The sequence below is a fragment of the Acidovorax bellezanensis genome, from assembly GCF_025421555.1.
Taxonomy (GTDB): domain Bacteria; phylum Pseudomonadota; class Gammaproteobacteria; order Burkholderiales; family Burkholderiaceae_C; genus Comamonas; species Comamonas bellezanensis.
Genome location: NZ_JAODYH010000012.1, coordinates 68943 through 90166, shown reverse-complemented (window position 1 = coordinate 90166; position 21224 = coordinate 68943). Strand labels below are relative to the sequence as shown.

Annotated in this window: 17 protein-coding genes and 2 tRNA genes; 5 read left to right on the top strand and 14 right to left on the bottom strand. The window is 62.8% G+C overall.

All coding sequences use genetic code 11. From position 1 onward, the window contains the following. Positions 1-27 precede the first annotated feature (27 nt). The 3 genes from N0K08_RS19500 to N0K08_RS19490 all read left to right on the top strand — a co-directional run bounded on the left by N0K08_RS19500 (position 28) and on the right by N0K08_RS19490 (position 4132). On the top strand, positions 28-1011 hold the full coding sequence (locus N0K08_RS19500; protein WP_261502061.1) for a Bug family tripartite tricarboxylate transporter substrate binding protein: 984 nt from the start codon (positions 28-30) through the stop codon (positions 1009-1011). Then, entirely contained in the window at positions 1004-3154 is a 2151-nt protein-coding gene (locus tag N0K08_RS19495; protein ID WP_408642982.1) for an acetate--CoA ligase family protein, read from the top strand. Before N0K08_RS19500 ends, N0K08_RS19495 begins: the two co-directional genes overlap by 8 nt. 138 nt (positions 3155-3292) lie before the next feature. Next, positions 3293-4132 carry an IclR family transcriptional regulator gene (locus tag N0K08_RS19490; protein ID WP_261502059.1) on the top strand — a complete coding sequence of 280 codons (840 nt, stop codon included), beginning with the start codon at positions 3293-3295 and terminating at the stop codon, positions 4130-4132. Positions 4133-4181: 49 nt separating this feature from the next. Here N0K08_RS19490 and N0K08_RS19485 read toward each other — a convergent pair whose 3' ends face one another. The 11 genes from N0K08_RS19485 to uvrC all read right to left on the bottom strand — a co-directional run bounded on the left by N0K08_RS19485 (position 4182) and on the right by uvrC (position 15082). Then, positions 4182-5573 carry an efflux transporter outer membrane subunit gene (locus N0K08_RS19485; RefSeq protein ID WP_261502058.1) on the bottom strand — a complete coding sequence of 464 codons (1392 nt, stop codon included), beginning with the start codon at positions 5571-5573 and terminating at the stop codon, positions 4182-4184. A gap of 10 nt (positions 5574-5583) precedes the next feature. Continuing rightward, a complete protein-coding gene (locus N0K08_RS19480; RefSeq protein WP_261502057.1) occupies positions 5584-6765 on the bottom strand; it encodes an HlyD family secretion protein in 1182 nt (393 codons plus the stop codon). Further along, positions 6765-7298 (bottom strand): DUF3302 domain-containing protein, encoded by a 534-nt coding sequence (locus N0K08_RS19475; protein ID WP_261502056.1) that lies wholly within the window; start codon positions 7296-7298, stop codon positions 6765-6767. Before N0K08_RS19475 ends, N0K08_RS19480 begins: the two co-directional genes overlap by 1 nt. A 249-nt stretch (positions 7299-7547) precedes the next feature. Beyond that, positions 7548-8354 (bottom strand): DUF1266 domain-containing protein, encoded by an 807-nt coding sequence (locus N0K08_RS19470; protein ID WP_261502055.1) that lies wholly within the window; start codon positions 8352-8354, stop codon positions 7548-7550. Positions 8355-8357: 3 nt separating this feature from the next. Beyond that, positions 8358-8879, bottom strand: coding sequence for a hypothetical protein (locus tag N0K08_RS19465; protein ID WP_261502054.1), 522 nt, complete (start codon positions 8877-8879; stop codon positions 8358-8360). Positions 8880-9455: 576 nt separating this feature from the next. Next, positions 9456-9531 (bottom strand) — tRNA-His (locus N0K08_RS19460). Between the two features lie 108 nt (positions 9532-9639). Continuing rightward, the gene (locus tag N0K08_RS19455) at positions 9640-11535 is read right to left on the bottom strand and encodes a SurA N-terminal domain-containing protein (RefSeq protein ID WP_261502053.1); all 1896 of its coding nucleotides are present in this window, start codon (positions 11533-11535) and stop codon (positions 9640-9642) included. Between the two features lie 329 nt (positions 11536-11864). Then, a tRNA-Val gene (locus N0K08_RS19450) sits at positions 11865-11940 on the bottom strand. A 16-nt stretch (positions 11941-11956) separates the two neighbouring features. Then, positions 11957-12316 carry an HU family DNA-binding protein gene (locus N0K08_RS19445; RefSeq protein ID WP_261502084.1) on the bottom strand — a complete coding sequence of 120 codons (360 nt, stop codon included), beginning with the start codon at positions 12314-12316 and terminating at the stop codon, positions 11957-11959. 223 nt (positions 12317-12539) lie between these two features. Continuing rightward, positions 12540-13109, bottom strand: coding sequence for a CDP-diacylglycerol--glycerol-3-phosphate 3-phosphatidyltransferase (pgsA, locus tag N0K08_RS19440; RefSeq protein WP_261502052.1), 570 nt, complete (start codon positions 13107-13109; stop codon positions 12540-12542). A 20-nt stretch (positions 13110-13129) separates the two neighbouring features. Then, positions 13130-15082: an excinuclease ABC subunit UvrC gene (gene uvrC, locus N0K08_RS19435; RefSeq protein WP_261502051.1), complete on the bottom strand. Its 1953-nt coding sequence runs from the start codon at positions 15080-15082 to the stop codon at positions 13130-13132. Positions 15083-15174: 92 nt separating this feature from the next. On the opposite strand from uvrC, the gene earP reads away from it, so the two are divergent. Together earP and efp are read left to right on the top strand one after the other, a co-directional pair. Further along, the gene (gene earP, locus N0K08_RS19430) at positions 15175-16284 is read left to right on the top strand and encodes an elongation factor P maturation arginine rhamnosyltransferase EarP (RefSeq protein WP_261502050.1); all 1110 of its coding nucleotides are present in this window, start codon (positions 15175-15177) and stop codon (positions 16282-16284) included. Positions 16285-16420: 136 nt separating this feature from the next. Further along, a complete protein-coding gene (gene efp, locus N0K08_RS19425; protein WP_261502049.1) occupies positions 16421-16975 on the top strand; it encodes an elongation factor P in 555 nt (184 codons plus the stop codon). A gap of 99 nt (positions 16976-17074) precedes the next feature. Here efp and rimO read toward each other — a convergent pair whose 3' ends face one another. From rimO to N0K08_RS19410, 3 genes are all read right to left on the bottom strand, one after another. After that, the gene (gene rimO / locus N0K08_RS19420) at positions 17075-18487 is read right to left on the bottom strand and encodes a 30S ribosomal protein S12 methylthiotransferase RimO (RefSeq protein ID WP_261502048.1); all 1413 of its coding nucleotides are present in this window, start codon (positions 18485-18487) and stop codon (positions 17075-17077) included. Positions 18488-18629: 142 nt separating this feature from the next. Continuing rightward, positions 18630-19844: a D-alanyl-D-alanine carboxypeptidase family protein gene (locus N0K08_RS19415; protein WP_261502047.1), complete on the bottom strand. Its 1215-nt coding sequence runs from the start codon at positions 19842-19844 to the stop codon at positions 18630-18632. Positions 19845-19996: 152 nt separating this feature from the next. Beyond that, positions 19997-21217 carry an aminotransferase-like domain-containing protein gene (locus N0K08_RS19410; RefSeq protein ID WP_261502083.1) on the bottom strand — a complete coding sequence of 407 codons (1221 nt, stop codon included), beginning with the start codon at positions 21215-21217 and terminating at the stop codon, positions 19997-19999. Positions 21218-21224: the final 7 nt, after the last annotated feature.

Below are 21224 nucleotides of genomic sequence, written 5' to 3'. Positions count from 1 at the left end.
CTGCATCCCATTCACCGAAGGAATCCCATGAAAACGCTCTCCCAGGTTCTCCAGACGCGCCGCGTCGCCCTTTCCCTCATTGCGGCCACCTGCGTGCTACCCGCGGCCCATGCCACCGGCTACCCCGGCAAACCCGTCACCGTGGTGGTGGCCTCCACGCCGGGCGGAATTCTTGACACCATTGGCCGCATCGTGGCCAAGGGCCTGGAAAAAATGGGCCAGCCCGTGGTCGTGCAGAACATCCCCGGCGGGGGCAGCAGCATAGGCACCGCGGCCGTTGCCCGCGCGCCTGCCGACGGCTACACGCTGGGCATGGTGGCCAGCAGCCATGCCGTCAACCCCAGCGTCTACAAGAAGCTTCCCTACGACACGCTGAAGGATTTCACCACCGTCTCGCATGTGGTCAACCTGACCAACGTCCTGGTCGTGCACCCCGACACGCCGGCCAACAACCTGCAGGAATTCATTGCACTCGCCAAGCGCTCACCCGGTCAGTACAACTGCGGCTCCGCGGGCAATGGCCAGTCGAACCACCTGTCGCTTGAGAGCTTCAACACCGAAGCCGGCGTCAAGCTCAACCATATTCCCTACAAAGGCAGCGCACTGGCACTCACCGATGTACTCGGCGGAACACTGACCTGCATGTTCGTCGACGTTCTTTCGGTCAAGCAGCATGTCGCTGCCGGCAAGCTCCGGGCGCTGGCCGTGAGCGACAAATCACGCGTGCCCGACATGCCCGGCGTTCCCACGTTTGCCGAATCGGGCCTGCCCACGTTCAACGCCAACTCCTGGCTGGCCTTGGTGGTGCGCACGGGAACGCCCAAGGACATCGTCGACAAGCTCGCACAAGGCATAACAGAGACAATGAAAGACCCGGAAATTGCCAAGCGCCTGCAGTCCATGGCGGTGGTGCCCATGGGCTCATCACCGGCCGAGTCGCAGAAATTCATGGAAAACGAAATCCGCCGTTACGGCGCCGTCGTGGAAAAAGCAGGTATCAAGAATGACTGAAATGCTGGACACCCTTGAGATCCCGTCGACCGCAGGCGACACCGCCGTCGCGCCACGTTCCTCGCGACTCGCCAGTCTCTTTGCAGCCCGCAGCGTCGCCATCGTGGGCGCATCGGCCGACCCGAGCAAGATCACCGGCCGGCCGCTGGCCTACATGCTGGCGCGAGGCTTTACCGGCGCGCTCTACCCCGTCAATCCGGGCCGCAAGGAAGTACAGGGCCTGCCGGCCTACCCCTCACTCGCTGCCATTGGCAAGCCGGTGGATCTCGCCATCGTGGGAACCGCCGCCGAACAGGTGGAGGCCATCATCCAGGAAGGCATCGACGTGGGCATCAAGGCCTTCGTGGTGTTCTCCTCCGGCTTTGCGGAAACGGGCGATGCCGGGCGCGCATTGCAACAGCGGCTGAGTGCCCTCGCACGCGCCAACGACGTGGCCATTCTGGGCCCCAACTGCCTGGGCCTTGCGAACAGCGCCACCGGCCTGATCGCATCGTTCACCACGGCCCTCGAGTCCAGCCCGCTGCTGCCAGGACGCTTCGCCTTCGTGAGCCAGAGCGGCGCCTTGGGCGCTTACTGGCTGGACATCGTGCTGCGCTCCGGACTGGGCTTCAGCCAGTGGATCTCGACCGGCAATGAATGCGACGTGGATGCGGGCGAGGCCATCGACTTCCTCGTGGATGACCCCGATACCGACGTGATCGGCCTGTACCTGGAAGACATACGCGATACGCAGTCGTTTCGCCGCGCCCTGCAGCGGGCCGCCATGGCCCACAAGACCGTCATCGCGATCAAGTCCGGACGCTCCAATGCCGGCGCGCAGGCCGCCGCCTCCCACACGGGCGCGCTGGCAGGTGATGACGCACTCTATGACGCATGCCTGCGCCAGTTCGGCGCGCTGCGCGTGGGCTCGCTGTCCGAGATGATCGATGCCGCACGCCTGTACCTCTGCAAAAGCGTGCCTCAGGGCAACCGGCTGGCGATCATGTCCGTGTCCGGCGGTGCTGGCGTCCTGATCGCCGATGAGTCCGAGGCACTGGGAATGCAGCTGCCCGGCTTCTGCGATGCAACCAATGCCGTGCTGAAGACCGTCCTGCCTTCGTTCGCCCATACGTCCAATCCGCTGGACCTCACGGGCAACGTCGTGCAGAACACGGCCAGCATCTCGACCGCCCTGACCGCCGTTGCCGCCGACGAAAGCGTGGACGCCATCGTGCTTTTCGTGGGCCTCATGCACAGCATCGCGGGGGCTTTCACCGATGCGCTTGCCGATGCGCGCCGGCTCACCCCCAAGCCCATCATCGTCATCTGGATAGGGGCCATGCCGGAAACCATTCAGCGGGTCGAGGCCGCGGGCATCCCGGTGTTCGGGGACATTCCGCAGGCCATGCGCGCGCTGCACGCGACGCGGGAGTTGGCCCAGCTGCAAGCACAGGCCCGCAACAGCGCGCATGCTTCAACGCCTCTCAAACGCGGCCAGCCAACCACCGCCACCGAAGCAGCGATTGCCCACCTCAGCGAATGGGATGGCAAGCAGTTGCTCCGCGGCCAATCCTGGGTCGGCATGCCCCAGGGCTGGCTGCTCCAGGAAGGCGAGGCCATTCCCGAGCATCTGCCCTACCCGCTGGTCGCCAAGCTGCAATCCGCACAACTGCTTCACAAGAGCGATGCCGGCGGTGTGATCCTGAAAATCCAGGACCAGGCAGCGCTGGAGTCCGCCATCTCCCGCCTCTGCAAAATTGGCCGGGCACTCAAGATCCCGGTGCAAGGTGTGCTGATCGAGCAAATGCTGCCGTTCGACCACGAACTTCTGCTCGGCCTGCGCAACGACGAGCGCTTCGGCCCGGTATTGACGATCGCCCGCGGCGGCGTGGAGGCCGAGGCGGACCCTGACGTCGCCAACGTGCTTTTGCCGGCATCGGAGGACGAGATTCTTCGCGCTCTGCAGGGACTGCGCTACGCCAGGCTGCTCAATGGCTTTCGAGGCCGGCCGGCGGCGGACATGGAGGCGCTCGCGGAACGTATCACCGGACTGTGCACCTGGTTCATGGGTCAGGCGCTGCAGGAACTGGAGATCAACCCGCTGGCCATCCAAGGCAGCCATGCATGGGCCCTGGATGCCTTGATGGCACCCGCCAAGGCCTGAAGCGCCAGGTGCAGGTACGCTGGCGTCCATCTGCTTTGCTAAAATTTGCGCAGGCCAGAAACTGCCGCTTGCCTGCACAACCCCGCAGGCAAGCGCAGACACAATTCCACGGACCCATCAGACAAAGGCCAGCCTTCCATGACAGACACATCCCCACCCGAAAAACTGGTGGGCGCTCTCAGTGCCGGTCTCAAGGTCCTGCGATATCTTGCCAGCGCATCCGGCGCGCACGGTGTATCGCGCATTGCCAAGGACCTGAACATCAACCCGAGCACCTGCTTCAACCTGCTCAAGACGCTGGTGCACGAACGTTTGGTGACTTTCGATGAATCCACCAAGACCTACAACATCGGACTGGGTCTGGTGGAGCTGGCCAAGGGCTCGCTTGAGAAGGCATCCTATGTGCGCCTGATGCGCCCCCATTTGCAGGAATTGGCCGAGCGCCATAACGTCACCACGACCCTCTGGCAACGCACACGCGACGAACGCGTGGTACTGGTCGACCTGGCCGAAAGCGGCTCGACCATGCGCATTCACATGAGCATAGGCCAACGCCTGCCCATGTATGTCGCCGCGCTCGGCCGCTGCTTTGCCGCCTACTCGGGCCTCAACGCCATGGAACTGCGCCGCAAACTCAGCGAGCTGCGCTGGGAAGACGGCCCCAGTTTCGAGACCTATATGCAAGAAGTGGAAAACGTGCGCCAGCACGGCTTCGCCATTGACAACGGCAACTACGTCAAAGGCGTGACCACCGTTTCCTCGCCCATCATCGACGCGCAAAAACGCCCGCTGATGGCAGTCAGCGCGGTGGGATTTTCCACGCAGTTCTCCAGCAACTCGCTGAAGGCATTGCACGAAGACCTGCGGGAGCGCTGCCGCGAAGCCACCAGTGCGCTGTCGGGCGGAACGGTGACTGAACTGTGGACAGAGCAACACCCTGCGCTGCGCGCAGGCCCTTCCCCTTCACGGGAAGCATAAAAAACCCATCCAGTAGTCCATGGTGCACACCAGTGCATTGACCCCGTGACTACGGTGCGGCCACGAAATCACCGCCCAACGCCAGATGCAGGTCGACGCGGCGCACCAGGCGCTCGCGCCTGACGGCCAGCAAGGCGATCTCGGCGGCATTCGCAAAGAGCTGGCGATTCATCACGTCGCGCAGATCGGACTTGCCGACGCGGTAGGCCGTTTGCATCAAACCCGCAGCCCGGCGACTGTCGGCGGCCGCCGCGCGCAACAATTCCTCGCGCGTGGCCAGACTGACTTCCGCATCGAGCGCGGTTTCGACATCCTCCAATGCCTTCAGCGCCAGACGCGCATAGTTGGCAACGGCTTCACGCTGCTCCGCGGTGCGCAAGCGCACGCTGCCCGTCAGGCGCCCCCCGGTATAAAGCGGTACGGCGACGGTCGCACTGCCGCTGGTGGTCGTGCGATCGAGGCTTTGCTGGATTTCGCTGGCCTGGCGAGAGAGGTGGCCATAACCCGCAGACAGCGACAGCGAAGGCCAGAACGACGCCTTCGCATCACCCACCAGATCGAAGGCCGCGGCAACCCGGCGTTGCGCCGCCCATAGGTCTGGCCGGCGATCGAGCGCCTCCAAGGGCATGCCCGCTGGCGCAGGAGCGGGGAATGGCGCGAGTTCTGCGCGCGATGAGATGGCTGCGGCGGGATAGCGCCCCACCAGGATTTCCAAGGCACGCAAGGCGCTGCGGTGCGCGAGTGCCACCTGCTGGGCCGCGTCGCGATAGCTCGCATGGCTGGCGCGTGCCGCCATCACGTCCATCTCGGTGCCCGCGCCGATGCGCAGTCGATCATTGCTCAGGCCGATCAGCTGCTGCGCATCGTCGGCCATTCTCTGGGCAATCTGGGCCTGCTGCGCGGTTTCCGTGGCGACAAACCATACGCGTGCCACCGACGCTGCCAGAGATTGTTGCGCGAAGCGCAAATCGGCACTGCTGGCATCGCGCTGCGCCATGGTCGCGTTGCGCTGGTAGCGCAGACGCCCCCACAGATCGACTTCCCAGGAGATGCGCAGCATCACGCCGCTGAGCAAGGACACGAGGTCGGAGGTGGACTTCGATCCTGCGCGCCCGAGGATGCCGATCGCCGGCTTGAGCTGGGCATTGGCGAGATCCACCTGTGCCTCGGCCTGCTCCACGCGTGCGGCCGCCACGGCCAGGTTGGGATTCTGGGCGAGCGCTTCAGCGACCAGCGCACTCAGCTGTGGATCGTCGAACGTCGCCAGCCACCCGGCTGCCACGGGCGCCGGGTTCGAGGGCATGGACCAGGTCTGCGGCACTTGCACCTGGCTGAGCGCTTGGGCGCGCGTATCTCCAGGCCCTGGCTCCGGCGACACGGCACAGCCGGCAAACAGCATCGCCACCAGCCCGAGCGACAGCGAAACAGGGGATCGCGACATGGCTGTGGCCTCAGTGCAGCTTCAGCACGAACAGGTCTAGCTTGGTGCCGACACGCAGGATCACCTTGCGCACGATGTGCACCATATGGCCATGCTGTGTGTACACGGCACCCACACCCTGCGCGCCCATGGGCAGAAAGGTATCCGCATCGCGCCCCACCACCTTCAGACGCACCGCAAAACGGCCCGGAGGAATCGGCATGGTGCCCGTCTGCGGCACGCTGCCGGAAATCGGCAGCTGCCCGGTTCCCGACGACCAGATGATCGAATCCACCTGTGCCTTGATGATGCGGTTCGGAAACGTCTGCAGCGCGATCTCGGCCTCATCGCCTGGCTGGATGTTGCGCAGCTCGTTCTGGGAATACATCGCCAGAATCCACTGCTCGTTCTCGACGAAGGACATCACCGGCACCATAGGCAACTGCGCAGCATAGGAGCCAGGGCGCAATTGCAGGTTCACGACCGTGCCGTCGGCCGGCGCGCGGAACACGGTCTGGTCGAGTTCCCAGGTCGCGTAGGCGATCTGCGCCGTGAGTTGCTGCAGCGCGGCGCGCGCTTGCGCGACTTCCGACAAGTCGCCGTCCTTGGTACGCGCCGAGAGTTTCTGCTGCACCTGTCCCACGCTCGCCGTCGTGCGCGCAAGGTCGGCGCGTTGGCTCGCGACATCGGTCTGCGCCTGTTCGTAGTCGAACTGAGGGCCGGCTCCCGTGCGCGACAGATCGCGCGTCTGCCCCTGGCGCTTGACGGCCAGCGCCAGTTTGGACTCCTGCGCGGCACGCGCGGCGCGCGCGCCCTTCAACTGCTCGTCGAGTTCGCGCTGGTAGGCCTGCGCGCTATCGATCTTGGCCTCGAACTCCGGCAGCTTCGCCTGCAGCTGCCGCAGCTTCTGCTCGAACGGTTCCGGATCGATGCGAAACAGAACTTCCCCTTTCTTGATCGGGCGATTCGCGTCTATCGGCACCTCGATCACCCGGCCGGTGACGCGCGGCGTGACCTGCACCACGTAATTGACCACGCGCACGTCGGCCGTGGAAGGAGCGACCACATTGAGGATCAGGATCAAGGCGGTCAAACCGAAGATGGGCAGCGTGATCACGATCACCTGGCTGATGAAATTCCAGGGCAGCAGCTTGAACTTGAAGAAAATCAGCCAGACGATGCCCGCGTAGATCAGCAGAAGAATGATTTCCATCAGACACCCCCTTCTTGCACACCGCTCTGGCCTGGTGCCGGCGCGCGCGCTGCAGCGAGTTGCATTTCCAGCGACTGGATGCGCCTATGCAATTCAGCCGTGTCTTCGACCACGGGCGTGGGCTCGGCAGCCCCCTGGGGTGCTTGCGCCGGCATAGGCTCGAGACCGACGGCGTCACCCCCGTGCCCGTGTTCGTCCAGCGTGTCGGTGCCGTAGGCGAGCTTGTGCAGCACGGGCCGCGTATAGGCCCACACCCAGGCGATGGGCCACAGCAGGCCACCAAACACCAGTGACAGCAGACAGATGATCTTGATTGCGGCGAGCTGCGGATGCTGGCGCTTTTCCGCGATCTTCTCCGGCATGATGTGCACCCACCAGAACACGCCGATCAGCACCAGCGGCACGATCACCAGGGCGGCCCAGGCGATGCCGTTGGCAAGCGCGTCCAGCGCCTCACCTTCGAGCAAGGAGGCACGGGCAGACAAGCTCCATGCCAGCGCGAACAACAGGAGAATCCGTCGTGTCACCATCATGGCGCGCTCCTTCACGCCAGACGCAATGCCCGACGTTTTTTTCGGATTGTAAGCGGCTCCCGGCGAGCATGTACGACAGATTTCAGTGGATGCCTGCCATCGGAACGCCGCCTTGACGGACCCGGCTAGCGCCTTTCGCCTTGCACCCGCAGGTCACACCTGTGTCGAAGTCTGGCGCCACCTACCCAACGCTGACACGCAATCCATGCGTGATAGATAGCTACCTCACACCCATTCCTATTCGGCGACTCACAGGGGCGACAGCACCCAAGGACTATTTTTATCAGTCATAAGATCTTCAGCTATGCCAATAATACCGCCCAGCATCATGTTCTCACCCGCCCAGCTCGCCCGACCAACAATGTAGCTTTTCGCAAAATGTTGCCAAGAGGAGAAATTTGAGCGAACCTCACTATCAACATGCGCAAGAATTCGGCTGAGTTCCCGTTCCTCTATGTAATCGCAGTCGAATGACATTCTTGCCACCGTGACGAGGCGCCCCAGATCCCAGGCAAGCACCCCAGCGCCATAATCCTTTGGAAGATACGCCCCATTGACTTTGTCTTTAAGAAGGCGAAAAACCGATCTCAAGTTTTCCAGCATGTCCATGGCGCTCTCCAGCGCTGAGAAAACGAGATATTTCTCCGCGGAAGGCTCCTGCGCAGCAATCCGCTCCCGCAGCATTGCGGGGTCGCCGTATCGACCGCTTTCCACCAATGCCTGGAGAACTTCATGACGCCCACCTTCTGGAGCAGCCTCACTGTAAACCCTGAAAATGATGTCATAGAAGAAGCGGTGACCGTACCGACTGAGCGAATCCAATACTGTGGCAGCGTCCTGAGGCGAACGTATGTCCCAATTTGACTCAAGCGCGTCCTTCAGATCATCGCGCGTCAGTCCGGTTGCATAACTATCGCAATACGCCATGATCTGCTCGGAGTTGATGAGTCCGGCTTTGAGCGCCCTCTGCTCTGCCTGGTTCGTCACCGCTCCACCGGGACATTTCCTGTATTTCTTTCCAGAAACTGCCGCAAACAGCTTTTTCAGCAGGTTCAAGATCTAGCCCCCTTCAAAACTGGCATTGACGGCCCGATGCTTGAGCGTATCCACCAGCGCATCAAAATCCGAGGATTCCGCCATATGGATGGCATCGAATTCATGTTTTTTGGGCGTCATTGACGGCACTCTGATTTCTACCGTTTTTTCCTCCACTGATGTACTGGTTTCCGGAACATTCGTGACAACGACCTTATCGATGGAGCCATAATTCACGGAATTCAGCACGCCACGGAATTTTTGAACTGTCGTGAAGGTCATCTTCTCATCATCAAGAACAATACTGGCGCCTTGACTATTGACTGCACGTTTTTTAAAAAGTGTTCCGACGGTCAGGTACGTGACATAAGCACCCAAGACAGCGAGAATTATATTAGCCAAGCCCGCCGGAAGGTTAAGCCGCAAGCTGCCAATTTTCAGATCAGAGATAGGATAAAAAATGGAGGCAAGAATAATTGCCGGCCCAATGAGCCCAAAAACTAACTCAAGAATGGAATACTCCATCTTATAAGCAATGGTTCGCATGGAAATTTACGTTTCTAATTATTTATCATAATAAAATTGTTCACTTGCCAAGTGAACCCCACTTCAAACAAATGATTTTTTAAAAGTCATTTATTAGAACCATTTGGCCACTGGTAAATACCCTAGGCCAGCCAAAAAAATACCAGCGGCATCTCCCCCGCAGTATATAAGGGCATTGTTACACAATGCGGACAATACCGGCCAGCGGCTCCCGTGCAGACATTTTTTGACACTGCATCTACCAGGATATCGAGCTCGGCCATGATGGCGGAACTGGTCGCGATGGCCGCCACCGAGGCAAGACATCTTGAACGTTGACCGCGCTGCAAGCCGGCGACGAAGTCACGCAGCCCAAGACCGAGCGGGGCACAGAGGCAGTGGAAATCCTCGCACGCCCGACCGACCTGATGGAGGGCGTCAAACGGCTCGCGATTTACGCTCCAAGCCCCCTTCCCGCGCCCGGTCGGCCCCGCGCAATTGCGCTTCTAACACCGTGACCAGCGCATGGCGGAGCCATGCTGCGGCGCGCACAACGAAAAAACGCCCTGAACTTGCGTTCAGGGCGTTTTCAAATTTTGGGGTGGCTGATGGGGCTCGAACCCACGACAACAGGAATCACAATCCTGGACTCTACCAACTGAGCTACAGCCACCGTAGAAGCATCTATTGTAAGCCAACAATTGAGGCCAAATCTCGAATTACGTGATTTGGCCTCAAAAAGATGGCCACCAGGCGCGCTGGGCGGCCCGGCTGCAAAAACTCAAGGCCGGTCGACCTTGATCTGCACCTTGAAGCGCGTCTTGAGCAGCTCGTAATAGGCTGCAGCTTCAGCGTTGGCCCACAACTGAGCGTATTGCTGCTTTTGCGCGGCCATGGCCTGGGCGTCTTGCGCAGGGCGCGCAACGATGGCATTGACCTTGACCACGGCATAACCCTGGTCACCCAAATCCACGCCGACCCATGCGGGCAAGGCATCCACGGGGGCATGCAAGGCGGCATCGATGATGGCGCGCGACAGACCTTCGGTCTGGTCACGGCCCACCACCAGCGCCTTGTTCAGCGCCACGCTGGCAGGCTGTTCCTTCCAGGCCTTGAGCTTGGCCTGGCCTTCTTCACGCGCCAGTTCCGCAGCCTTCTGCGCCACATAAAGCGTCTGGACCTTGGCGGCCACGGCTTCATAAGGCAGCGTATGCGCTGGCGAATAGGACACGATGCGGCCAGCCACCATCACGCCAGGAGAGATTTCAACGGCGTCGGTATTGCGCTTGCTCGCCAGCGAGTCGGCGGAGAACAGGGCTTCGAGGAAGCGGGGATTGGCCAGCGGGCCTTGCACGCCAGCGGCCGGCACGCGTGCCACCGCCTTGGCCGTCTGCACGGGCAGCTTGAGCTTTTCCGCCACGGCCTGCAGGTTGTCCGACTGCTCGTACACGCTGTTGGCAAACTGCTCGGCCGCTTCAGCGAACTTGCGCTGCGCCTGCTGCTCCTTGAGCTCCTTCTCCAGGCGGGGACGCACTTCAGCGAAGCTAGGCTGTGGCGGTGTCTTGATGTCGGTCAGCTGGATGATGTGGAAGCCAAAATCGCTTTCGACCACATCGCTGATCTCGCCCTTCTTCAAGGCAAAGGCCGCGTCTTCAAAAGGCTTGACCATGGCGCCGCGGGCAAAGAAGCCCAGATCGCCGCCATTGGTGGCCGTGCCGCTGTCCTGCGAAGATTTCTTCGCCACGGCGGCGAAGGACGATGGCTCCTTGCGCAACTGCTCCAGCAGCGCCTGCGCCTGGGCGCGGGCCTTGGCGCGGTCGTCCGCCGATGCCTCCTTGCTGACGTTGATCAGGATGTGGCTGGCACGGCGCTCTTCCTGGCCGGCCAGGCGGGCCAGGTTTTCCTTGTAATAGGTCTGCAGGTCGTCTTCGTTGAGCACCATGGAAGCCTGCACGCCCGCCGTATCCAGCACCACGTACTCGACGTCGGCCTGCTCGGCCTGCTGGAACTTGTCGGGATGGGCCTTGTAATAGGCCTGCAGCTCCTCGGGCGTGGGCTTCACCTTGGCGGCAAAGTCGCTGGCGCTGAACTGGGCCACCTGCACTTCACGGCGCTGATAGAGCGCGTCCATGGCCAGCTTGACTTCAGCGTCGGTCGCAAACGAGGAGTTGAGCACGCTGCCCAACACCTGGCTGACCGACAGATTGCTGCGCAAGTTGGCTTCGAAGCCTTCAGGCGTCATGCCCTGGGCACCGACCAGGGCGCGATAGGCCTGGGCATCCAGCGTGCCGTCGGCCCGCTTGAGCGCGGCGATCGCCGGAATCTGCTGCAGGGTGCGCACCAGTTGCGCATCGCTGGTCACCAGGTGCATCTTCTGCGCCGCGGCCGCCAGCACGCGGTCGCGCACCATGCGTTCCAGTGTGGCATAGCGCGCCTGCGGCGTGTCCAGCAGCTTGGCGTCAATACCGGGATTGGCGGCTCGGATCTCGTCACTCTGCGCACGGTGCGCATTGTCCCAGTCCGATTGCTTGATATCGTTGCCATTCACCCGCGCCACCGTCGGACTGGATTCCGAAAAATAGTTCTGGTCGATGCCAACGAAGATGAAAGAGGGAATGATCAGCAAGAACAACAAGATCATCACGAACTTGGAATGCTTGCGGATGGCTTCAAACATAGTCAATCTTTCTGTGGAAGCAATAAAAAAGGCGAACCAACGTTCGCCTTTGTACGGTGCGGGGTGCCAACGGAATCAGACTGTGGAAGTACGCCTTGCAAGGGATGCTATCCCTCATCCATCCAACCATGACAATGCCTGCCAACGACCCACGCCACCTTGGTGAAGGAAACTACGGCGATTCTACCTGTTGCGCTTGCAGGCCCGGGTTTGGGCGCACATCCATACGCAGGTAAAACCCGGGCCCGGCAGCAAGAATATGGCTGACGCGCACCGCGGGCAAAGAAAAAGGGCCTGGAATTGCTCCAGGCCCTTGATTTCTTGATGGGTGGTGGGTGCTGACGGGATCGAACCGCCGACCTACTCCGTGTAAAGGAGCCGCTCTACCATCTGAGCTAAGCACCCCATCACAACCGGTTTGTCAGTTCAACGCATCTTTCAATGCCTTGCCTGGACGGAATTTTGGCACCTTGGCGGCCTTGATCTCGATCGTGGCGCCGGTACGGGGATTACGGCCGGTACGCGTGGAACGCTCACCGACAGTGAATGTTCCGAAACCGACGAGCGATACTGTACCACCCTTTTTGAGGGTTTTCTTCACTGCTTCGATCGTGGATTCCAGAGCGCGCGCAGCGGCGGCTTTGGAGATGTCGGCATTGTTAGCGATGTGCTCAATCAGTTCTGTCTTATTCACAAGAGGCCTCTCGGGAAATGGTGGATGGAATGTCTCTTGCCTGACGCCTGAGCAGTCCTGGGACTGTCCGCATCGGCCCGCAAACACTTTGGGTGGATGCGTTGCACGCCATCGACTTTCCAAGTGTCAATGTACTCCGCTGTATTCCCAGCGGCTGCAGCGATTCTAGCTGCAATTGTGCAGTGGTCTGGCCATCCGTGGCGGTTTTTATGGTGCGCCGCCGCTAGAGGCTTTACGGATTGACAGCGCCCTTGCGCAGCAGACAGCAAAAAGCGCCTGACGGGCAGGCGCTTTGCGGGGGCAGCCCGACTTATTTGGGCACCTTGGCCCGAATCTCGGGCAAGGCCTTCTGCAGGTAGTACGCCATGGACCAGACCGTGAGCACCGCCGAGATCCAGATCAGCACATGGCCCCAGACACCGGTGTCGATCACGCCAAACACGGTTCCGTCATAGAGCAGAAAGGGAATGGCCACCATTTGCGACATGGTCTTGAGCTTGCCCAGCATGTGCACGGCCACGCTCTTGCTGGCACCGATCTGCGCCATCCATTCACGCAAGGCCGAAATGGCGATCTCGCGGCCAATGATGATCAGCGCGACGAACACGTCGGCACGCTGCAAATGCACCAGCACCAGCAGCGCCGCGCAGACCAGGAACTTGTCGGCCACAGGGTCCAGAAAGGCCCCAAAGGACGAAGTCTGGTTGAGCTTGCGCGCCAGATAGCCGTCGAGCCAGTCGGTGGCGGCAAACACGATGAACATCAGCGTCGCAATCAGATTGCGCGTGGCTGGTTCCACAGGGATGTAAAACACTCCCACGATCAAAGGTATCGCGACAATGCGCGTACAGGTCATCAAGGTGGGGATGGTCAGAAACATGGCGTGATTGTGTCATGCCTTCAGTGCAGCGCGCGGTAGATGGTATCGGCCAGCTCGCGCGAAATCCCTTCCACCGTGATCAGGTCTTCCACGCTGGCATCTGCCACGCCGCGCACGCCGCCAAAGCGCTGCAGCAGACGGGCGCGTTTTTTCGGGCCCACGCCGGCGATTTCCTCGAGCTGGCCGCCGCCTATGCGCACCTTGGCGCGCGCCGCGCGCATGCCGGTGATCGCAAAGCGATGCGCCTCGTCGCGAATCTGCGCCACCAGCATCAGGGCCGCCGAATCCTTGCCCAGATAGACTTTTTCGCGGCCGTCGGCGAACACCAGCTCCTCCAGGCCGACCTTGCGCTTGTCGCCCTTCTCCACGCCCACGATGCGCGACAGATCCAGGCCCAGCGCAGTGAACACTTCGCGCGCCATGCTGACCTGGCCCACGCCGCCGTCGACCAGCACCAGATCGGGCAAGCGCGCCTGCCCCGCGGACGGCTCGGCACCGCCGGCCTCGCGCTGGGCTTCGGCCACACGGCTGTAGCGGCGCAGCAGCACCTGGCGCATGGCGGCATAGTCGTCGCCGCCCGTGATGCCGTCGATGTTGAAGCGCCGGTACTCGCTGCCCTGCATCTTGTGGTGGTGAAACACCACGCACGAAGCCTTGGTCGCCTCGCCCGAAGTGTGGGAAATATCGAAACACTCTATGGTCAGGTTGTCGAGGTCATGGGTCGGCAGATCCAGCGCCTCGGCCAGGGCCCGCGTACGCGCCTGCTGCGAGCCTTCCTCGGCCAGCAGCCGCGCCAGTTGCAGCTCCACATTCTGTTGCGCCATGTCCAGCCAGGCGCGGCGCTGCTCGCGCGGCTGGTGCAAGGCCGTCACGCGCACGCCGCTGGACTCGGACAAGGCCTTGACCAGCGACTTGTCCACGGCATGGCTCAGCACCAGCACGGGCGGCACGGGCACGCTGGTGTAGTGCTGGGCCATGAAGGCTTCAAGCACCATCACTTCCACCGGCTGGGCTGGCGCATCCCCTTCTTCCAGCGCCTGCTCCGACGCATGCACGGCGGCGGCATCGCCAAGCTGGGACGGGAAATAAGGCCGGTCGCCGAGGTGGCGGCCGCCGCGCACCATGGCCAGGTTGACGCAGGCCCGCCCGCCCTGCACGCGCACGGCCAGGATGTCCACATCCTTGTCCGAGGTGGTCTCTATGGACTGCTGGTGCAGCACCCGCGCCAGCGCCGTCATCTGGTTGCGCACTTCGGCCGCCTGCTCGAACTCCAGCGCCTCGGAGTGCGCCAGCATGCGGGCTTCGAGTTGCTGCAGCAGGGCCTGGGTTTCGCCGCGCAGCATGGCTTCGGCGTTGCGCACATCGACTGCATAGGCCTCGGGCGAAATCAGGTCCACGCAGGGGCCGGTACAGCGCTTGATCTGGTAGAGCAGGCAGGGGCGCGAGCGATTGGCGAACACCGTGTCTTCACAGGTGCGCAGCCGGAACACTTTTTGCAGCAGCTGAATGGTTTCCTTGACCGCCCAGGCACTGGGGTAAGGGCCGAAGTAGCGGTTCTTCTTGTCGACGCTGCCGCGGTAGTAAGCCATGCGTGCAAACTTCTGGCCTGGCTGCGGGCCTTCGCCGTCGCGCCCCGAAACCCCGGAAATCATCAGATAGGGATAGCTTTTGTCATCCCGAAACAGGATGTTGTACTTGGGGTGCTGGGTCTTGATGAGGTTGTTTTCCAGCAGCAGCGCCTCGGCCTCGGAGCGCACTACCGTCGTCTCCAGCCGCACGATCTTGCTGACCATGTGGCCGATGCGCGTGCCGCCATGGTTTTTCTGGAAATAATTCGCCACGCGACGCTTGAGGTTGCGGGCCTTGCCCACGTACAGCAAGCCGCCTTCGGCATCGAAATAGCGGTACACCCCCGGCAGGGAAGGCAGGGCTGCGACCTGCGCCAACAGTTCATCGGAATGCATTTCAGACATATCCGTATTGTGGCGGTGCCGGGGCCGCATTCCCAACACCAGCGCAGTACCATCAGCGCCCAGCCTTTCCCATTTACTTTGAAGCTTTCCCGATGACCGTGAACCGCCCCCTCGTCTGGGACCTTTTTTGCCAGGTGATCGACAACTTCGGTGACGTCGGCGTGTGCTGGCGCGCCGCCGCCGAATTGGCCGCGCGTGGCCAGCAGGTGCGGCTGTGGCTGGACGATGCCAGCGCACTGGCCTGGATGGCGCCCCAGCCCCACCCCGCGGGCTTGAGCGTGCACCCCTGGCCCGAGCACGCCGCGCTGCTGCCCGCGCAAGGCGCTGGCGACGTGGTGATCGAGGCCTTTGGCTGCACGATTCCCGAAGTCTTTGTGCAGGCCATCGCCCAGCGCCAGGCCAGCGCCGCCAACGGCCAGACGCGCGCGCCACTGTGGATCAACCTCGAATACCTCAGCGCCGAGCCCTATGTGGAGCGCTGCCACCGCCTGCCTTCGCTGCTGATGAGCGGCCCGGCCGCCGGCATGACGCGCTGGTTTTTCTACCCCGGCTTTACCGAGCGCACGGGCGGACTGCTGCGCGAAGCCGACCTGGCCCAGCGCCAGTCGGCCTTCGACCGGCAGGCCTGGCGCGCGGCGCGCGGCATCGCCCAGGACACGCGCCTGGTCTCGCTGTTTTGCTACGAGCCCCCCGCCCTGTCCGCGCTGCTGGCGCAATTGCAGGGCAGCGATACCCCCTGCCACCTGCTGGTCACGCCGGGGCGCGCCACCCGGGCCGTCCAGGCCGCGCTGGCCGACCGGCCGGATGCACTCGCCCCGTCCGCCCTCACCTGGCTGCCCCACTGCCCGCAGCCTGCGTTTGACGAAATGCTCTGGGCCAGCGACCTGAACCTGGTGCGCGGCGAAGACTCGCTGGTGCGCGCGCTGTGGGCCGGCGAAGCCTTTGTCTGGCACATCTACCCCCAGCACGACAATGCCCACCACGCCAAGCTCGATGCCTTCCTCGACTGGCTAGAGGCCCCGCCGTCGTTACGGTTGTTCCACCACCTCTGGAATGGCATGGTCACAGGGGCCAGCTTGCCCTCCATCACCCCGCAAATCCTGGCCGAATGGCGTGATTGCGCACAGGCGGCCCGGGCCCGCCAGTGGAATTCCTGCGATCTCATCAGCCAACTACAGCAGTTTGTGGCGGAAAAAAGCTAAAATCATGGTTTTAGCGCAGGCCGCACGACGACTTGCGCGCCTCACTCCCCCCGCCGCGGAACATGTTTCAATGCAGCAGCCCACCGGGCGGCGCAGCTGGACGCGTTGAGCGGCTACCAACCCCAGCAATCTAGCTATGAAAATCGCACAAGAAATCCGCGCCGGCAATGTGATCATGCACGGCAAGGACCCCATGATCGTCCTCAAGACCGAATACGCCCGTGGCGGCCGCGGCGCTGCGACCGTTCGCATGAAGCTCAAGGCCCTGCTGGGCAACATGGGCACCGAAAACGTGTTCAAGGCCGACGACAAGATCGACAACGTGATCCTGGACAAGAAGGAGTGCACCTACTCCTACTTCGCCGACCCGATGTATGTCTGCATGGACGAAGAGTTCAACCAGTACGAAGTCGAAGCCGAAAACATGGGCGACGCACTGAACTACCTCGAAGACGGCATGACCGTCGAAGTGGTGTTCTATGACGGCAAGGCCATCTCGGTCGAACTGCCCACCAGCGTTGTGCGCGAAATCACCTGGACCGAACCCGCCGTCAAGGGCGACACGTCCGGCAAGGTGCTCAAGCCCGCCAAGATCGCTACCGGCTTCGAAGTGGCCGTGCCCCTGTTCGTCGCCCAAGGCGACAAGGTCGAAATCGACACCCGCACTGGCGAATACCGCAAGCGCGTCTAAGGCCGGCGGCCCCATGGCTGCTTCGCCCACAAAAAAGGCTTCCCTCGGGAAGCCTTTTTTACGTCCCGCTGCCATCCGCAGCGGGTAGAGCCATCAGGCTCAGATCGGCACGCCCACGAGGTCGTGGCCTTGCGTGCCGACGATGCGCGCACGCGTGAACTCGCCGACCTTCATGGTCTTGCTGATCTTCTCTGGCGGCAGCAGGTGCACCACGCCGTCGATCTCTGGCGCGTCGGCATAGCTGCGGCCCACGCCACCCTTGCGACCCAGGCCAGGCGCCGAATCCACCAGCACCTGCATGGTCGAGCCAATGCGTCGGCGCAGGCGATTGGCCGAAACTTCCTCGGCCACGGCCATGAAACGCGCACGGCGCTCTTCGCGCACTTCCAGCGGCAGCATGCCGGGAATGTCGTTGGCGGCAGCGCCGTCGACAGCGCTATAGGCAAAGCAGCCGGCGCGGTCGATTTCGGCCGCACGGATGAAGTCCAGCAGGTGCTCGAATTCTTCCTCGGTCTCACCGGGGAAGCCGGCGATGAAGGTCGAACGGATGATGAGATCCGGGCACAGTTCGCGCCAGCGCTGGATGCGCTCGAGGTTCTTCTCGCCGCTGGCGGGACGCTTCATGCGCTTGAGCACATCGGGATGGCTGTGCTGCAGCGGCACGTCGAGGTAGGGCAGCACGCGGCCCGAAGCCATCAAGGGAATGATCTCGTCGACGCTGGGGTAAGGGTAGACATAGTGCAGACGCACCCAGGCGCCATGCGGCTCGGCCAGCTCGCCCAGGGCCTGCACCAGCTCCAGCATGCGCGTCTTGACCGGCTTGCCGTCCCAGAAGCCCGTGCGGTACTTCACGTCGACGCCATAGGCCGAAGTGTCCTGGCTGATCACCAGCAGCTCCTTGACGCCGCCTTCGAACAGCGCCTTGGCTTCCTTGAGCACATCACCGATAGGGCGCGAAACCAGGTCGCCGCGCATCGAAGGGATGATGCAGAACGTGCAGCGGTGGTTGCAGCCTTCGCTGATCTTCAGGTAGGCATAGTGGCGCGGCGTGAGCTTGAGCCCGGCTTCACCGAATGCACCCGGAATCAGATCGAGGAAGGGATCGTGGGGCTTGGGCAGGTGGGTGTGAACCGCGTCCATCACCTCTTGCGTCGCATGCGGGCCCGTGACGGCCAGCACGCTGGGGTGGACCTGGCGAACCATGTTGCCGCCATCGGTGCCGGTCTTGGCGCCCAGGCAGCCGGTGACGATCACCTTGCCGTTTTCCGCCAGCGCCTCGGCGATGGTATCCAGGCTTTCCTTGACGGCATCGTCAATGAAGCCGCAGGTGTTGACAATGACCAGATCCGCGCCTTGGAAAGTCTTGGACGTGGCATAGCCTTCTGCGCTGAGCTGCGTGAGGATGAGCTCGGAGTCGGTCAGGGCCTTGGGGCAACCCAGGCTCACGAAGCCGATCTTCGGAATCTGGGCGCTGGCAGACGTCGCGACTGCGTCAAAAGTATCTGATCTCATTTGTTTTTCGCAGGGCGACCTGGCGGATTGGTGGGGCGAGTATTGTAAGCCAGACCAGGAATTTCCCTTAGGCAGGCTGCATCACTCAACAAGCCGCTCATTGCCGCCTTGACTGATGCACCCGCCTGGGGGCACTCGCGCCTTACTTGATCAGGTACTGCCACATGCGCAGCATGAAGCCTGCGCGCTCCACATCCGCCTGCGCAATCAGCGGCGCTTCGCCCACCGGTTTGCCGTTGGACTCCGCGATCACCTTGCCGATCACGGCGCCCTTGCTGACCGGTGCCTCCAGGTCAGGCTTCAACTGCACCGAGGTCTGCAATTTCTGACCGCGCGGCACGGTCAAGGTCCACGGCGCTCCCAGGCCCGCGGCGACCGTGTCGGCCTTCCCATAGCTGAGCTTGGCATTCGTGACCACGGCGTTCGGCTGAATGGGGGAGGCCTTTTCGAAGCGGCTGAATCCCCAGCCCAGCAGCTTGCGACTCTCGTCGGCACGCGCCTTTGCGCTGTTGGTATTGAGGATGACCGTGATCAGGCGCATGTCATTGCGCTTGGAGGACGTGACCAGGCAGTAGCCGGCTTCCTGGGTGTGGCCGGTCTTCAGTCCATCCACCGTGGAGTCCGTGTAGAGCAAGGCGTTGCGGTTGCCCTGCTTGATGCCGTTGTACTTGAACTCGCGTTCGGCATAGAGCGGGTAGTAGTCGGAGCTGTCGCGGATGATCGCCCGCGCGAGAATGGCGAGATCGCTTGCAGAGGACTTGTGCGCCGGGTCGGGCAGGCCGGTGGCGTTCACGAAGTTCGTGTGCTTCATGCCGAGGCGCTGGGCTTCGGCGTTCATGAGCTTGGCGAAGCCCTCTTCCGAACCGGCCATGTGTTCGGCGATCGCCTTGGACGCGTCGTTGCCTGACTGGATGACGATGCCGCGCAGGATGTCGATCACCGTGGCCTGGCTGTTCAGCGGCAGGTACATGCACGACTCGGTACTCGAGCCCCGGCACCAGGCGTTCTCGCTGACCGAGACCAGATCATCTTTCTTGAGCTTGCCCGAGCGAAGCGCCTGTTCGACCAGGAAACTGGTCATCATCTTGGTCAACGACGCGGGCGGCAGCGGCTCATCGGGATTGGCCGAGGCCAGCACCTCTCCGGAGTCGAAGTCCATCAGCAGCCATGCCTTGGCGGGGATGGCCGGCACGCCACCTTCTACGGCGGATTGCCCGGCCAACGGCGCCGGGGCTGGCACTTCGGCGGCGGACTTCTTGTGGACAGCAGGTTTGGCCGCAATTGCTGCGCCGGGCACCAGGGCGCCGGCGGCCAGGGCGAAAACGAGAGGCAGGAAAGCAAATTGAGTGGATTGCATGGGACTCCCGATCGTGAGCCCTCATTGTGGCGGAGCGCACCCCGTTTGTTAATCGTGCCTGGAAGAGTTTTTTGTCAGCAGGGGTAGCGGCCGCACCCCTGCCTTGAACTCGCCGCCTGCCACCAGGACGGCGAAGCCACGCTCCCGCCGTCTCAGCGCCTGACCTGTGCCACCGCCTGCGCCAGCCGCTGCACGGCCTGCTCGATCTGCGGCACCTCGGGCGCCGCGAACGACAGCCGCATGGCGTGCACTTGCGCGCTCTCGGGAAAGAACGCCTTGCCGGGAACGTAGAGCACCTGGCGCGAGACGGCGGCATCGAACAGCGCCTGCGGGTCTATCGACTGCGCAAACGTCGCCCAGACAAACATGCCGCCCGCCGGCGGCGTGCAATGCACCAGGCCGTCGAGCTGGCTGGCTATGCCTTGCACCAGCGCCTGCATGCGCCGCTGGTACTCGGCGCGGGCACGCTGCACGGTGGCGGGATAGCGCCCGCTTTGCAAATAACAGGCCGACACCATCTGCGCCAGCGGCGACGTGCACAGATCCACCGTCTGCTTGGCAATGGTGCAGCGGCGCAGCAACTCGCCGTCGGCCAGCATCCAGCCCACGCGCAACGCGGGTGCCACGGTCTTGGAAAGACTGGAGAGGTAGACCACGGGGTTGACGGCAGCGCCCAAGCGGTCGCCCAGCGTGCGCAGCGCCGTGGGCATGGGCGGCGTGCTGCCGTCCGCCGCGTCGAAACACAGCTCGCCATACGGGTCATCCTCCACCACCCAGAAGCCATGGCTGCTGGCCAATTGCACCAGCGCCTCACGCCGCTGCGCCGCAAGCAAGGTGCCGCGCGGGTTGGAGAAGTTCGGCACGGTATAGAGCAGCTTGGGACGCTGCGCCAGGGGCAGATCGCGCAGCAACTCGGCCAGCGCGTCGGTCTGCAGGCCATGTTCGTCCATGGGCACGGGCAGAATGCGGGCCTGCGCCAAGCGCAAGGCCTGCAGCGTCGCGGGATAGGCGGGCACTTCCACCAGCACCGTATCGCCCGGCTCGATCAGCACCCGTACCAGCAGGTCGAACGCCTGCTGCGATCCGGTCGTCACCAGCAACTGCTCGGCGCTGGCCTGCATGCCGCGCTCGCGAGTCTGCGCGGCCAGCGCTTCGCGCAGCGCAGGCAAGCCTTCGGTGGCGCAATACTGCAGCGCCTGCGGGCCGCTGCTCATGGCCTGGGTGGCAGCCAGCGCCAGCCCCTCGGCATCAAACAGGCTGGGCGAAGGGTAGCCGCCCGCCAGAGAGATCATGCCCGGCTGGCTGAGGTAGGGAAACAGCTCCCGGATGGGAGAGCCCGCCGGTTGCGCAAACATGGCGGCGAAAGCCGGCATGCCGGCC